11 protein-coding genes and 3 pseudogenes are annotated in these 13896 nt (G+C 60.6%); 9 read left to right on the top strand and 5 right to left on the bottom strand.

All coding sequences use genetic code 11. The features are described 5' to 3' along the window. Positions 1–18 precede the first annotated feature (18 nt). Both AAEZ06_RS03100 and AAEZ06_RS03095 read left to right on the top strand, forming a co-directional pair. Positions 19–1296 carry an MFS transporter gene (locus tag AAEZ06_RS03100; protein WP_350612787.1) on the top strand — a complete coding sequence of 426 codons (1278 nt, stop codon included), beginning with the start codon at positions 19–21 and terminating at the stop codon, positions 1294–1296. Between the two features lie 134 nt (positions 1297–1430). Next, a complete protein-coding gene (locus AAEZ06_RS03095; RefSeq protein WP_350612785.1) occupies positions 1431–2579 on the top strand; it encodes a MalY/PatB family protein in 1149 nt (382 codons plus the stop codon). A gap of 54 nt (positions 2580–2633) precedes the next feature. On the opposite strand, the gene AAEZ06_RS03090 is transcribed toward AAEZ06_RS03095, so the two are convergent. Beyond that, positions 2634–2849 carry a TOBE domain-containing protein gene (locus AAEZ06_RS03090; RefSeq protein WP_133102741.1) on the bottom strand — a complete coding sequence of 72 codons (216 nt, stop codon included), beginning with the start codon at positions 2847–2849 and terminating at the stop codon, positions 2634–2636. Between the two features lie 340 nt (positions 2850–3189). Here AAEZ06_RS03090 and AAEZ06_RS03085 point away from each other — a divergent pair, with 340 nt between their 5' ends. Genes AAEZ06_RS03085 through AAEZ06_RS03075 form a run of 3 tightly spaced genes read left to right on the top strand, consistent with a single transcriptional unit; the run spans position 3190 to position 5728 of the window. Further along, positions 3190–4161, top strand: coding sequence for an aliphatic sulfonate ABC transporter substrate-binding protein (locus AAEZ06_RS03085; RefSeq protein ID WP_149414498.1), 972 nt, complete (start codon positions 3190–3192; stop codon positions 4159–4161). Positions 4162–4171: 10 nt separating this feature from the next. Beyond that, positions 4172–5011: an ABC transporter permease gene (locus tag AAEZ06_RS03080; RefSeq protein ID WP_350612782.1), complete on the top strand. Its 840-nt coding sequence runs from the start codon at positions 4172–4174 to the stop codon at positions 5009–5011. A gap of 3 nt (positions 5012–5014) precedes the next feature. Further along, entirely contained in the window at positions 5015–5728 is a 714-nt protein-coding gene (locus AAEZ06_RS03075) for an ABC transporter ATP-binding protein (protein ID WP_350612780.1), read from the top strand. Positions 5729–5754: 26 nt separating this feature from the next. Here AAEZ06_RS03075 and AAEZ06_RS03070 read toward each other — a convergent pair whose 3' ends face one another. The 4 genes and pseudogenes from AAEZ06_RS03070 to AAEZ06_RS03055 all read right to left on the bottom strand — a co-directional run. Continuing rightward, a complete protein-coding gene (locus AAEZ06_RS03070; RefSeq protein ID WP_350612778.1) occupies positions 5755–8145 on the bottom strand; it encodes a TonB-dependent siderophore receptor in 2391 nt (796 codons plus the stop codon). 126 nt (positions 8146–8271) lie between these two features. Then, on the bottom strand, positions 8272–9222 hold the full coding sequence (locus tag AAEZ06_RS03065; RefSeq protein WP_350612776.1) for a FecR domain-containing protein: 951 nt from the start codon (positions 9220–9222) through the stop codon (positions 8272–8274). After that, a complete protein-coding gene (locus tag AAEZ06_RS03060) occupies positions 9219–9737 on the bottom strand; it encodes a sigma-70 family RNA polymerase sigma factor (RefSeq protein ID WP_350612774.1) in 519 nt (172 codons plus the stop codon). Before AAEZ06_RS03060 ends, AAEZ06_RS03065 begins: the two co-directional genes overlap by 4 nt. 99 nt (positions 9738–9836) lie before the next feature. Next, positions 9837–10181, bottom strand: a pseudogene (locus tag AAEZ06_RS03055) (LysR substrate-binding domain-containing protein); the annotation flags it as partial. Between the two features lie 196 nt (positions 10182–10377). On the opposite strand from AAEZ06_RS03055, the gene AAEZ06_RS03050 reads away from it, so the two are divergent. From AAEZ06_RS03050 to AAEZ06_RS03035, 4 genes and pseudogenes are all read left to right on the top strand, one after another. Next, positions 10378–10992, top strand: a complete 615-nt coding sequence (locus tag AAEZ06_RS03050; protein ID WP_502948012.1) for a carbohydrate porin — start codon at positions 10378–10380, stop codon at positions 10990–10992. 129 nt (positions 10993–11121) lie between these two features. Then, positions 11122–12509 (top strand): annotated as a pseudogene (locus AAEZ06_RS03045) (sodium:solute symporter family protein). Positions 12510–12567: 58 nt separating this feature from the next. Then, positions 12568–13482 (top strand): pyridoxal-phosphate dependent enzyme, encoded by a 915-nt coding sequence (locus AAEZ06_RS03040; RefSeq protein WP_149414514.1) that lies wholly within the window; start codon positions 12568–12570, stop codon positions 13480–13482. A 287-nt stretch (positions 13483–13769) separates the two neighbouring features. After that, positions 13770–13896 (top strand): annotated as a pseudogene (locus tag AAEZ06_RS03035) (ribonucleotide-diphosphate reductase subunit beta); the annotation flags it as partial.

Here is a 13896-nt window from a genome sequence, read left to right as displayed (position 1 = left end):
ACCGCCAGGAAACACCCAATGGCCGACCCGATCCACGCGCTTTACCACAAGATCACCTGGAAGCTGATTCCCTTCCTGTGCTTCTGCTATCTGGCCGCCTACCTGGACCGGATTAATATAGGCTTCGCCAAACTGCAAATGCTCGACCAGTTGCAGTTCAGCGAAACCGCCTTCGGCCTGGGCGCCGGCCTGTTCTTTGTTGGCTATATCATCTTTGAAGTGCCCAGCAACCTGGTGCTGGAAAAGGTCGGCGCGAAGATCTGGATAGCACGGATCATGATCACTTGGGGCCTGCTCTCAGCCTGCACCATGCTGGTCACCTCCACCACCCAGTTCTATATCCTGCGTTTTTTGCTCGGCGCCGCCGAAGCCGGGTTCCTGCCGGGGGTTCTGTACTACCTGACCACCTGGTTTCCCACCTATCGCCGCGGGCGGGTCATTGCCCTGTTCATGATCGGCCTGCCGCTGTCCAGCGTGATTGGCGGGCCGTTGTCTGGCTGGATCATGGGCCACTTCGACCACGTGGGCGGCCTGCGCGGCTGGCAGTGGCTGTTCCTGATCGAAGCGGTGCCCAGCGTATTACTCGGCGTGCTGACTTTCTGGGCTCTGCCTAACACCTATCAGCAAGCCAAATGGCTGTCACCGGAAGAAAAATCCCTGCTGGAAAGCGAGTTGCGCAAAGACGATGCCGACAGTGCCAGCAGCAAGCACAGCTTGCGCGACGGTTTCTTCAACCTCAAAGTGTGGATGCTCGGCGGTATCGACTTCTCGATCCTGCTCAGCGCCTATGCCATGGGTTTCTGGATGCCTACCTTTATCCGCAACGCCGGGGTTACCGACACCTTCCACATTGGCATCCTCACGGCCCTGCCAAGCGTCGCCGCGCTGTTGGGCATGCTGCTGATCGGCGCCAGCTCCGATAAACACCGCGAACGCCGCTGGCACATCATAGTGCCGTTTTTGGTGGGCGCCGTGGCCATGGCCAGCAGCACCTTTTTCACCCATAACGTGGTCGCCACCGTGGCCCTGTTTGCCATTGCCTCGGCGGCGATCATCGGCGCCGTGCCGGTGTTCTTCAGCCTGCCGGCGACCTTTCTTAAAGGCACCGCAGCGGCCACCGGTTTTGCCCTGGCCTGCTCGCTGGCAAACATAGCAGGGCTGGTGAGCAACTCGTTGATGGGGGTTGCGATCGACGTCACAGGCAGCAGCGCCGGGCCCCTGTGGTTTTTCGCAGGCTGCCTGATTATCAGCAGCTTCCTGGTGATCGCCCTGCCGGCGAAAATAGTGAATCGCTAAACACGCCTCACGTACCCTGGCGATGACGCGCGTCAAATCAAATGGGGGCAAACGGGCAATCAGCTCTGGCGTGTAGGTTTTATGGCGTTAGAATCAGCGCCATTGCACGCCAGCCCCACAGACACGAGCCCCCCATGAGCTTTGATTTCGACACGATCCACTCCCGCCTCGGCACCGGCAGCACCAAGTGGAGTCGCTACCCGCAAGACGTTCTGCCGATGTGGATTGCCGACATGGACATCGCCGCGCCAGAGGCCATTCTGGAGGCGCTGCACCAGCGCCTGGACCAACAGATGCTCGGCTATAGCGTCGCCCGCCCGCAAGTTCGCGAGGCAATCGTCGCCGATTTGTGGAACAAGTATGCGTGGCGCGTGCAGCCCGATGAACTGCTGTTCCTGCCCGGTGTAGAGCCAGGGTTCAACATGGCGCTGCATGCTTTCGTCCAACCGGGGCAACCGGTGGTGTTGCAGACCCCCAACTATTGCCCGCTGCGCAACGCACCGGGCAACTGGAACCTGCCAAAGATCGAAGTACCGTTTGAACTGAGCGAAGCAGGCGAATACCTCACCCCGCTGCCCGCCTTGCGCCAAGCGCTGACCGGTGCCGGCGCCCTGCTGCTGAGCAACCCGCATAACCCGCTGGGCAAAGTGTTCCCCCGCGAAGAGTTGCTGGCGGTGGCCACTGCCTGCCTGGAGCAAGGCGCGCTGATCATTTCCGATGAAATCCATGCAGACCTGTGCTTCGACGGGCGTCGGCACATCCCCACGGCGAGCCTGAGCCCAGAGATTGCCCAGCGCACCATCACGCTGATGTCGGCCAGCAAGGCCTACAACATCGCTGGCTTGAAAACCTGCTTTGCCGTGGTTCAGGACCCGGTGATACGCGAGCGCTTCAACCGCGCGCGCTGCGGCATGGTCGACAGCGTCAGCCCCCTGGGCCTGGAAGCGACATGGGCAGCTTACAGCCAGTGCGGCGAATGGCTGGAGGCGCTGGTCAACTACCTGCAAGGCAATCGCGATTACCTGGTAGATGCTGTGCGTACCCGTTTGCCGGGCGTGCTGATGCATGCACCACAAGGTACTTACCTGGCGTGGCTCGATTGCAGCGCATTGGGCCAGGAAGATCCGCAGCGATTTTTCCTGGAACAGGCGAAAGTCGGTCTCAGCGCCGGTCTGGAGTTCGGCGATGACAGCCAACAATTTGTGCGTTTGAACTTCGGCTGCCCAAGGGCGTTGCTCGAAGAAGGTCTCCAGCGCATGGAGCGCAGTTTGCGTCTGCGCTGAGGCCATTGGTTGATATGTGCTAATCGTTCCCGGGCGAGGGAACGATCATCAGCTTCACAGCTTGGCGATGGAAACTTCTGTCGATTTGACGAAAGCAATCACCTCGCTGCCCACCTTCAATTCCAGGTCACGTACCGAACGGGTGGTGATCACTGACGTCACGACGCCGGATGCGGTTTGCACGTCAATCTCGGACACCACTTCGCCAATCAGGATTTCCTTGATCACACCTTTGAACTGGTTGCGCACGTTGATCGCTTTGATGGTCATGTCGGCTTTCCTTTAGCTGTTGGGTCAATCCGCACGAATGCGCAGGCCCTCAAAATGCGCCATTCGAAAGAACAACAAAAGGAATATATAACTCTTTATTTATTCCATAAAAACATATGCAATAAAAACACTACTGTTGCCCAACCAACAGCTAATCAACAAAGTGCCCTGTCACTTCACAGCATTTTCCCGCCGTTATCCGCCAGAAACGCCTTAACTCTCGCCCCGCGCCAGATGGCACAGAGACTGCATATTCCTCAAACGCATGATGAAACATGCCGACTGATATTTTCTGAATATAAGAAAGCCTTCTCTTTCCCGCCTTGCCCGGAGCTGTTCCATGAAATCCTTCGCCAAAGTCCTCTTGGGCGCCTGCGCCCTTGCCCTTAGTCTGCAACCTGTGGCTCAGGCCGCCGAAAGCGCACCCGCCGAAGTCCATCTGGACTACGCCTATTACTCGCCCGTGAGCCTGGTGCTCAAGCATTTCGGCTGGCTTGAAAAAGCCTTGCCACAAACCAAGGTCGGCTGGGTATTGAGCCAGGGCAGCAACCGCTCCCTGGAATACCTCAACAGCGGCGGCGTCGACTTTGCCTCTTCGGCCAGTCTTTCAGCGGTGTTGAGCCGAGCCAATGGCAGCCCGATCAAATCGGTGTACGTCTACAGCCGCGCCGAATGGACCGCGTTGGTGGTGCGCAAGGATTCGCCGTACAAGACCGTCACCGACCTCAAGGGCAAGAAAATCGCTGCCACCAAAGGCACCGACCCGTATCTGTTTACCCTGCGCAGCTTGCAACAGGCCGGCCTGACCAAGGACGACGTGGAACTGGTACACCTGCAACACCCGGACGGCCGCACCGCTCTAGAAAAAGGCGATGTCGACGCCTGGGCAGGCCTTGATCCGCACATGGCTGCCAGCGAGATCCAGGCCGGCTCACGCCTGCTATATCGCAACAAGAATTTCAACAGCTATGGCGTGGTCAGCGTCACCGAGCGTTATGCCACGGAGCATCCACACACCATCGCCACCGTGCTCGGCGCCTATGAAAAGGCCCGGGAATGGGCGGTAAAAAACCCCGAGGAGCTGGCGAAACTGCTGGCGACCGAATCCGGCCTCCCCCTGGAAGTAGCCAAGCTGCAACTGTCGCGCACAGACTTGAGCAGCCCGCTGCTCACCGCCCAGGACGTCGTTTCATCCAAGGCCGCCGCGCCGATCCTGGTGTCCGAGGAACTGGTGCGCCGTGGGGTGAATGTCGATCAGGTCATCGACCAGTTGATCGACACCTCATTCGGCCAGGCCCTGCCTCGTCCATAAAGGTGGCGTGATGACCAGCAAAAGCAAATCCCTGCCTGTCGGCCTGGCCCTGGCCACAGCGCAACCACTCAACCGCAGCGCCTGGCCACGGCGGCTCAAGGGCCTGGCGTTGCCGGTGCTGATCATCGCGTTGCTGGAGGTGATCGTGCGCATTGGCTGGCTGCCGTCTTACCAGATGCCGGCGCCCAGTGAAATCGCCGTGACCCTGACGGACCTGGCCGAAGGCGCCTTGTGGAAACACATCAGTGCCAGCCTGCTTCGGGTATTGCTGGGGTTCGCCATCGGCGCCAGTCTGGCCCTGGTGTTTGCCGCCTGGGTCGGTTTGAGCCGCGAAGCCGAAGCCTATCTGGAGCCTACTTTCGCCGGCCTGCGCTCGATTCCGAGCCTGGCCTGGGTGCCGCTGTTGTTACTGTGGCTGGGCATCGACGAGACCTCGAAGATCGTACTGATCGCCATCGGCGCGTTCTTCCCGGTGTACCTGAACGGCGTCGCGGCGATTCGCGATATCGACCGCAAGCTGGTGGAAGTCGGGCAGATGTATGGCTTCAGCCGCCGACGCCTGGTGCGGCAAGTGCTGTTGCCGGCCGCCCTGCCCGGCCTGTTCACTGGCTTGCGCAGCGGCCTGAGCCTGGCCTGGATGTTTCTGGTGGCGGCTGAATTGATCGCGGCAACCAAGGGCTTGGGTTACCTGCTCAGTGATGGGCGGGAAACGTCACGGCCAGATATTGTGCTGGCGGCGATCATAGTCCTGGCGTTGCTGGGCAAGATCAGTGACGGCCTGCTGGCCGCCCTGGAAAAACGCTGCCTGGCCTGGCGCGACACCTTCAACGGCCAAGGCCCAGGGGATTAAGCCATGAGTGAAGCGTTATTGGATATTCGCGTCGAGCGTAAAACCTTCGGCGCCACCACTGTGCTGACCAACGTCCACCTGACCTTGCAGCCTCGGGAAACCGTGAGCCTGCTGGGCCCCAGCGGCTGTGGCAAAAGCACCTTACTGCGGATAGTCGCCGGCCTGGAAAAGGACTTCCAGGGCGAACTGCGTAGCAGCGGCGGCGAAGTGGCGTTTGTATTCCAGGAGCCACGGTTGATGCCGTGGCTGACGGTGGAACAAAACATTGGCTTTAGCGATGACGGTCATTACGACAAGGCCTGGGTTGCTCAGTTAATCGATGAGGTGGGCCTTAATGGCTTTGCGCAAGCCTTGCCCAAGGCGTTGTCCGGCGGCATGGCCCAGCGGGTTGCCATCGCCCGCGGCCTGTATTCACGCCCGCAGGTGCTGTTGCTGGACGAGCCGTTCAGCGCGGTGGATGCCTTCACCCGCATGAAATTGCAGGACCTGTTATTGCAACTGGCCAAACACCACGCCATCGCCCTGCTGCTGGTGACTCACGATGTGGACGAGGCGCTGTACCTGAGTGATCGGGTGCTGGTGATGGACAACCGGCCCAGCAGCATTCGCCAGGAGTTGGCGGTGGAGTTGGCTCATCCGAGGGATCGGCGGGACCCGCTGCTGGCTCGGCTCAAGGTGTTGTCCCTGACCGAGTTGCAGCGGGCGCATGTGATCTAAAGAATGCGCACGTCTCGTAGCAGCGATCAGAACCCTACCGTTGCCGACACCAGCCAGGTACGCGGCGTTGACAGGGTCAAGCCAGGGGCGCTGTCGGATGAGGTGGCGGCCGAGGCCCAGTAAGTAGTGTTCAATACGTTCTCGACCGTGGCGCGCACGGTGATCGGTTTGTCGTCGACTTTGAAGGTGTAGCGCGCTCCAAGGTCGTAGCGTTCCCAGCTGTGGATTTTTTGCTGGTTGGCCGCGTCCAGGTATTGCGAGCCGGTGTGGATGGCGCGTGCAGTCAGGGTCAGGCCTTGCAGGTGTTGGATGTCCCATTCGGCGCCAAGGTTGACGTTGGCCACCGGGGAGCCGGTGCCGCGCTTGCCGTCGGTCAGGCCCTTGGCGGTTTTGGTTTGCTCGCTGTCCAGCAGCATCACACCACCCAGTAATCGGACATGCTCAATGGGTTCGCCAAACACCGTCAACTCAACGCCTTGGTTGCGCAACTCGCCGTTAGGCTTGAAGTTGTTTTGCTCGTCGATACCGTACGCCGGTTGATTGATGCGGAACACGCTGGCGGTCATCCCGAAGCTGCCCATATCGTACTTGGCGCCGACTTCCACCTGTTTGCTTTTAGTGGGCGCGAAGATCGCGTTTTCGTTGTTCACCCCGCTTGACGGTGCCGTTTCGCCCTGGCTCAAACCTTCCATGTAATTGCTGTAAAGCGAGAACTGATCAGTGATTTTCACCACCAGCCCGAGGGCTGGCGACAGCGCTTGCTCGTCATATTCCGGTTGGTCCTTCACCCCGTTGCTCCAGGACGTCACCTCGACCTTTTGCAAGCGTGCGCCCAGCGTCAGCAGTACACGGTCATCGAGAAAGCTGAGGGTATCGGCCAGGGCCAGGCTGGTGAAACGGTCTTCGGTGTGGGTGCTGGTGTCCCAGCGCACGGCCTTGCCGGGCTTGGGCAATACAACCGGGTTGTAGAGGTTGCTCTTGCCGGGGGTATAGCGCTCGCCGGCATTGTCGAAGTCCATGTTGAAGCGGTTCAGGCTGACGTTGATGGTGTGTCCCACAGCCCCCGTATTGAACCAGCTGCGGGCGCCGACGGTGACGGTCTTGACGTCTTCATCGCGGCGAAAACTGCGCGGCACGACGGTAAAATCGCCGTTGCTCTGGGTACTCTGCACCCCATGGCGCAGGAAGTCGTAGTTGCCTTTACGCGCCCCCGCCGAGGCGTAGACCATCAGCGAATCATTCACGTCAAACTCACCGCGTACCGCGCCAAAGGTGTCCTTGGTGTGGGACCAGGTCCAGGACTGGGCGAAGTTGCGGCGGATGTCCTCGGCCTTGGGCATCACGCTGCCCTTGGCGATTTCGACCCGCTCCTGCGGTGCGTCGGCGGTGCGTTCCTGGCGGCCCAGGTCGAGGGACAAGCGCACCCGCTCCTTGCGAAAGTCCAGGCCGATCACGGCCATTTCCCGATCCACGCTCTGGTGATCCCACTCGGTATCACCGGATTGCTTCACGCCGTTGAAACGCACGCCAAATTGCTGCTCTTCACCGAAGCGCCGGCCGATATCCACTGCGCCGCCGAACTGCCCGGCCGAGGCATAGCTACCGGTAAATTCGGTGATCGGTGCGTCGGTCGCGCGCTTAGGTTCAATATTGATATTGCCGCCAACGCTGCCCCGCGGGGCGATGCCGCCGAGCAAGGCACCGGGGCCTTTGAGGATGTCGACGCGCTCGACCATTTCCATGTCGATGGCGTAGGTCGGCAGCACGCCGTACAGGCCACCGTAGGACACATCACTGTTGAACAGGCTAAAACCGCGTACCGAAAACTGCTCAAAGCGCCCGCCCGCCGGGTTAGTGATGCGCACCGACGGGTCGCTGGCAACCATCTCGCCAAGGGTGCGCGCCTGCAGGTTTTTCACAGCTTTGGCGGTGTAGGAAGTGAGGTTGAAAGGCGTGTCCAAAAAGTCAGCCTCCCCCAACATACCTTGGGCACCTTTGCGGGTGACTTGGTCACCGGCATAGGTTTCAGCCACTGGCGTGGCAGCGATACCAAGAATTGAAGTAGCGGGCAGTTGGTAGCTGCCGCTTTGCGGCGCAGGGATCAAGGTGTAGGAGCGATCACCCACCGCCTGCAATTGCAGGCCGGAACCCTGGAGCAAGCGGGCGAAGCCTTCCTCAACGGCAAATTCACCGGAGATCCCGGCGCTGTTGCGACCGCTCACCAGGGCCGGGTCCACCGACAGGTTGACCCCAGCCAGCCCGGCGAAGCGGGTCAGCGCCGTGCCCAGGCTGCCGGCCGGCACCTCATAACTGCGCCGGGCCGCGTCCTCGGCCCAGCTCACAGGAACAAACAACGGGCTGGCACTCAGGCTCAGCACAAGACTCAGGCGCAACAGCGATGGCGGGACGACGGGCATTTAAAAGGCTCTCTGTTTTCGTTCACTTGCCTTGGATGACAAGCGACGCGAAAAAAGGGGACACGGTCTTTTCAATTAATTAAGCCGAACACGGTTGTGGCAAGCCCGCTCGCCACAACAAACACCTCAGGCCAGTTTTTTGCGGGGCGTCAATGTGACCCAATAACGCGTGCGCGAATGAACCTCCAGAGCCAGGGTCGAGGCCAGCAGGCTAAGAATGCGATCGGTGTCTTCCAGGCGAAAGCTGCCGGTGACTCGCAGGGTTTCCAGGCTCGGGGCCCAGCGCAGCACGCCGGGTCGATAACGTTCGAGTTCGCGCAGGAAGTCGCCCAACGGCTGGTTCTGCGCAGTCAGCACTCCGTCGCGCCAGCCCAGTTGCAGGGCGTCGAACGGACTCATCGGGCCAAGGCCGGTGCTTTGCAGTCGCGCTTGTTGGCCGCCTTGCAAGGTTGCGACTTGCCCGCGACCATCGCGCACCTGAACCGCGCCCTTGAGCACCGACACCTGGCATCCATCAGGCAACTGCCGCACACAGACCTCGGCCTGACTGACGATGACCTGGCCGTAGCGAGTCTGCACGGTCAACGGCGCTTTGCCCGGTACCGTCAGCGCCAACTCGCCATCCACCAGTGTCAGGCGGCGCTGGGCCAGGTCCACGTCCACTGCGCTGGCGGTATTGAGTTGCAGACTGCTGCCGTCGGCCAGCGGAACTTGTTTGCGCTCGCCCGTGGCGGTGTACAGGTCGGCACGCCAGACGTCGATGGGCAATTGCCGGCTGAGCAACCACACCGCCGGCACCAGTGCCGCCACGCCCAAGGCACGCTTGAGCACCGCGCGCCGGCCCGGTTGCAGTCGATCCAGGCTGGCCATGGCCAGCGCCTGGGGTAATTGGGCAAAGCGTTGGCGCAGCAACTGCGCCTTTTGCCAGGCCTGTTCATGGCGGGTGTGGTTGTCTCGCCATTGTTGCAGCCCGGCATGATCACGCTCGGTGGCGCTGCCCGACTCCAGCAACGCCAGCCACTGCGCGGCAGCCCGGGCGACCTGGCGCGCTTCGGGCGACGGCCCGCTGCGACTCACAGTTCCACCAACAGGCAATGCTCATACGCCTGGGCCATATAGCGCTTGACCGTGCGTTCCGAGACCTTGAGCCGCTCGGCAATCTCGCGATAACCCAGGCCTTCTAGTTGGCTCCAGAGAAACGCCCGACGCACAGCCGGGGGTAAGCCGTCGAGCAACTCATCCAGGGCGTGCAGGGTTTCCAGCAGCAGCCAGCGCTGTTCGGGCGACGGCACACAGTCTTCCGGCAAGCGCGCCAGGGCATTCAAGTAGGCCTGTTCCAGGCTGCGGCGCTGATGGAAATTGACCAGCAGGCGCTTGCCCACCGTGACCAGATAGGCCCGAGGCTCCTGAAGTTGCGCAATCGGCTGGGCGCTGGCCAGCACCCGCAGGAACGTGTCCTGACTGAGGTCGGCCGCATCCCAGGCATTGCCCAGCCGGCGCCGCAACCAGCTTTCCAGCCAACTGCGGTGGTCGCGGTACAAACTGTGAAGGCTGGGCTCTGCGACGGGCATTGGCATTACGGCATCATTCATGGCAAACAAACCTGCGCGGCGCGAGTTGATCTCAAATGAGATTCATTCTAATTAATATCCCTGCGACGCACCAAGCTCTTTTTGCCAAACCCCTCGCGCCTACAAAAGGCGGGTATCGAGCAGCGCCGCCTTTTGCCTGAGCAAATCAATAAACAGCCCCAACTCCCGACTCACCGGCTCCCCCTTGCGCAGCAGTAGCCCAAATGGCTCAAGCTGCACCTCCAGTTCCACCGGCAGCGCCACCACCAGGCCCATTTTCAGGTAGTCACGCAGGGCACTTTCCGAGAGGACCATGATTGCGTCGGTAAGTTGAATCAGCTGCTGCATCGAGTACACCGAACTGCATTCGATGATGTCCGCCGGTAGCGGCAAGGCCAGATGCTGTAAGACCTGGTCGAAGCCGATGCGCGCCGGGCTGGTTTCCGGTTGCAGGATCCACGGCCAGGGGATGGCCGCCCCCTCCCCCCTGAACAACTCGATCCAGTGTGGAAGCAGCACTTGCCCGCGATGACGGTATGACAGTCGCCAGATGTATTGGCTGACACGCCGCAATCGCGAGCAAGCCCGGCTCCTACAAGGGATTCGTGCGTCCCGAATTTGAGCAACACCCCTAATAAAAAACAAAACCAAGGAGCACTCCATGCGCAACACCCTCCCTCAGGCCCTGTTATGCGGCGCCTTTTCCACCAGCGCCGTGAGCGCCGGCTTTCTCGATTCCAACTCACCCGCCATGCTCGGCGACTGGAACGGCCTGCGCCCGAAACTGGCGGAAAAAGGCTACGACTTCACCCTCAAGTACGTCGGCGAAGTCGGCTCCAACCTGGGCGGCGGCTACGACTCCCACATGACCGCGCGCTGGAGCGATCAACTGATCCTCGGCGTGACCATGGACCTGCAAAAACTCCTCGGCTGGCAGGACGCGACCTTTCGCATTGGCATCGGCGAACGCCATGGCAAGGACATCACCAACGACCGCGTGCATCACCCCGACGCCACCGGCCTGACCTCGACCATGGAAGTGTTCGGCGGCGGCAATGCCTGGCGGCTGTCGCAGTTCTGGTACGAGCAAAAATTCTTCGACCGCAAGTTCGCCCTGAAACTCGGCCGCTTCGGCCACGGCGAAGACTTCGACCAGTTCCCCTGCGAGTTCCAGAACGTGACCCTGTGCGGCTCCCAGGAAGGCAACTGGAACGGCGTGTGGAACAGCTTCCCCATCAGCCAGTGGGCGATACGGGCCAAATGCGAGCAGATTTGAGCACGGCCTCCGGCCGCCAATTCATTAAATACCAACCAAGTATCAAACCATACTTGGTTGATATTAGACGAAAGCAAAACCTAGAGAGGAAACTAGCGCCAATTACAAAAATACCTAAAGAGTATAAAGATGCACACTTCTTCTTGGATCGTCCTGTCCATCACCGGCGTCTACATGCTCAGCCTGGCGCTGATCAGCTACGGCGTTCGTCGTCATTCGCGCAGTGCCAACAACTACACCACCGGCGGCGGGCATTTCCCGGCGTTTTTGATTGGCTTTTTGATGCTATCGGAATTTATCGGCACCGCGGTGAGCATCGGTACGGCTCAGACCGGCTTCAAGGTGGGCATCTCGGCGGCCTGGAACCTATTCGCCCTGGCCCTGGGCTTTGTGCTGTTTGCCTGGCTGCTGGCGCGCAAGTACAAGGACTTGGGCGACAACACCATTTCCGGTGTGCTGGCGCGCAACTATGGTCAGCGCACCCGCTTTGCCACGTCGATTATCACCATCTTCGCCTTGGAGATCGTCGCGGTATCGATCTACGCCAGCGGCGGCGCGGTGCTGGCCAGCGTGATGCAGGTGGACCGAACCCTGGCTATTGTCATAGTCGGCGTGGTCTCGGTGATGTACGTGAGCATCGGCGGCATGCGTTCGGTGATTTACACCAACTTCGTCCATGCCGCCCTGAAATACCTAGGCGTGGGCCTGGCGTTGTGGTTCGGCCTTAAACAGGTCGGCGGCATTGGCCAACTGCAAGCGCAATTGCCCGCCAGCATGTTCGACTGGACCACCATCGGCTGGGGCCAGATCATTGCCTGGATGATTGCCGGTATCGGTTCAATCTTCTCCACCCAGTACGTGATCCAGGCGGTGAATACCGTCAGCCATGCCGGCAAGGCCCAGCGTGCCTGTTTCTATGTGGCAGTGCTGATGGTGCCGTTCGGCATCGGAGCCGCCTTGATCGGCATGTGCAGCGCGGTACTGTTCCCTCACGTGGATTCCCTGCAAGCGTTCCCCAGCCTAATCGCCAGCATGGATCAGTTGACCGCCGGACTGGTGGTCGCCGGCCTGGCCGGTTCGCTGTTTGGCACTATCTCGGCGGTGAGCATGGGTTCGGCCACCCTGTTGCTGCGGGACTTCTATGAACCGTGGTTCAATCCGGAAAAAACGACGCCAAATCCCTGCGTTTCGTGCGCCTGGCGACCATTGCCGTCGGCCTGCTGCCGATTGCTCTGGCACTGACGTCGGACAAGGTGCTGATGATCGCGTTCCTCGGCAAGGCCCTGCGTGCATCCCTGGCGGTGCTGGTACTGATGGTGTTTTATGCGCCTAAATTCGGTACGGCAACAGGCGCATTTCTTAGCATCATCGCCTCCCTGTTGGCGACGGTGGGTTGGTTTCTCGCAGGGAATCCGTGGGGTATAGACAACGCCTACATTGCGCTGTTTACACCGCTGATCATCATGGGCATCAGCCATGTAACGCGGCCCAGGCCGCTGGTTCAGCACGCGACCTGATGTACGCTGCGGGCGGCCGACCTTATGATAGTCGGCCTACCAATAAGGAAATTGCGCAATGCTGCCGATTCGTACCCCATTGATTCTGCACCCAGGCCTCTCCACACCCAGCCGGCGGATCTGGCTCAAGCTGGAAAACCTGCAACCCTGCGGCTCGTTCAAGTTGCGGGGGATGAACACCCTCTGTGCCTACGCCGCCAGCCAGGGCAAGACGACAGTGGTCTGCCCGTCCGGCGGCAATGCCGGGTTGGCGACGGCGGTGGCGGCACGAGGGTTGGGTTTACACGCGCGAATCGTGGTGCCAACGACGACACCGCAGGCGACCCGCGCACGTATCCAGCGGGCCGGCGCTGAAGTGGTGGTGCACGGTGATCTTTGGGATGAGTCCAATCAGCTGGCGCTGCAACTGGCCGAAGCGCCGGATGCGCTGTATGTGCCGGCCTTCGATCACCCGCTGCTGTGGGAAGGCCATAGCAGCATGGTCGACGAGATTCTTGAGGATTGCCCCCAGGTTGATGCCATTGTCACTTCCGTGGGCGGCGGCGGGTTGCTGGCAGGTGTGTTGGTGGGGCTAGAACGCCACGAGCGTTATGACTGCAAGGTCATCGCTTGCGAGACCCAGGGCGCCGCGTCGTTTGCCGCCGCCGTGGACGCCGGGCATCCTGTGCGACTGGCGAAAATCGACACCATCGCCAAGTCCCTCGCCGCCACGCAGGTTGCGGGGTGGCCGGTCGAGCATATCCAGGGTTTCCCCCATCAATGCGTGGTGCTGAGCGATTCCGAGGCGATGATGGGCGTTGCTCGTTACGCCGATGACCTGCGCCAGTTGGTGGAGCCCGCGTGTGGGGTGTCGCTGGCGGTGGCTTATCTGGATCACCCGGCGATTGCCGAGGCACAGGACGTGGTGATCATCGTCTGCGGCGGTGTAAGCATCAGTGCCGAGACGGTTGGCCAGTGGCAACAAGCGGGCTAAAACGCCCGTTCCATCTTGATGATCTCGATCGACACCCGGCTTTATACCCAACAAAGGGTTTGCCAGCCGCTCAAGACCGTACTTTCTACGCGTTGACCACCCTAGGCAAACACCATATAGTGTGCCAACACCAACTAATCACCACTACATAGTGTGCGTCGCCGTCAAAGACAGACCACACTGCGTGCAGTATTTCAATGCCTTGAAGCCTGCAAGTAGAACATTTTTGAACGCGGTGAACAGCAGTCACCCACGCCGTCAGAACGGACCAGGAAGGAGTATTTTCAATGCTGAGTTGGGATGAAGTCGATAAAGAAGACACCCACGACGTAGTCATCAAAGGCGCCAACGCCGGCCACGCCACCGAAGCCAACATGGACCGCCTCGACGGTGCCGGCGCTGCCGCCGCCATCG

It is taken from the genome of Pseudomonas sp. HY7a-MNA-CIBAN-0227 (assembly GCF_040310325.1).
Lineage (GTDB): Bacteria > Pseudomonadota > Gammaproteobacteria > Pseudomonadales > Pseudomonadaceae > Aquipseudomonas.
The sequence above is the reverse complement of the archived record's forward strand: the minus strand, read 5'-3'. Positions and strand labels throughout refer to the sequence as shown.

What these genes read in the sequence shown, in the direction of transcription:
- AAEZ06_RS03100 (WP_350612787.1), top strand. Translation starts at nt 19, where the DNA reads ATGGCCGACCCGATCCACGCGCTTTACCACAAGATCACCTGGAAGCTG.
- AAEZ06_RS03095 (WP_350612785.1), top strand. Translation starts at nt 1,431, where the DNA reads ATGAGCTTTGATTTCGACACGATCCACTCCCGCCTCGGCACCGGCAGC.
- AAEZ06_RS03090 (WP_133102741.1), bottom strand. Translation starts at nt 2,849, where the DNA reads ATGACCATCAAAGCGATCAACGTGCGCAACCAGTTCAAAGGTGTGATC.
- AAEZ06_RS03085 (WP_149414498.1), top strand. Translation starts at nt 3,190, where the DNA reads ATGAAATCCTTCGCCAAAGTCCTCTTGGGCGCCTGCGCCCTTGCCCTT.
- AAEZ06_RS03080 (WP_350612782.1), top strand. Translation starts at nt 4,172, where the DNA reads ATGACCAGCAAAAGCAAATCCCTGCCTGTCGGCCTGGCCCTGGCCACA.
- AAEZ06_RS03075 (WP_350612780.1), top strand. Translation starts at nt 5,015, where the DNA reads ATGAGTGAAGCGTTATTGGATATTCGCGTCGAGCGTAAAACCTTCGGC.
- AAEZ06_RS03070 (WP_350612778.1), bottom strand. Translation starts at nt 8,145, where the DNA reads ATGCCCGTCGTCCCGCCATCGCTGTTGCGCCTGAGTCTTGTGCTGAGC.
- AAEZ06_RS03060 (WP_350612774.1), bottom strand. Translation starts at nt 9,737, where the DNA reads ATGAATGATGCCGTAATGCCAATGCCCGTCGCAGAGCCCAGCCTTCAC.
- AAEZ06_RS03050 (WP_502948012.1), top strand. Translation starts at nt 10,378, where the DNA reads ATGCGCAACACCCTCCCTCAGGCCCTGTTATGCGGCGCCTTTTCCACC.
- AAEZ06_RS03040 (WP_149414514.1), top strand. Translation starts at nt 12,568, where the DNA reads ATGCTGCCGATTCGTACCCCATTGATTCTGCACCCAGGCCTCTCCACA.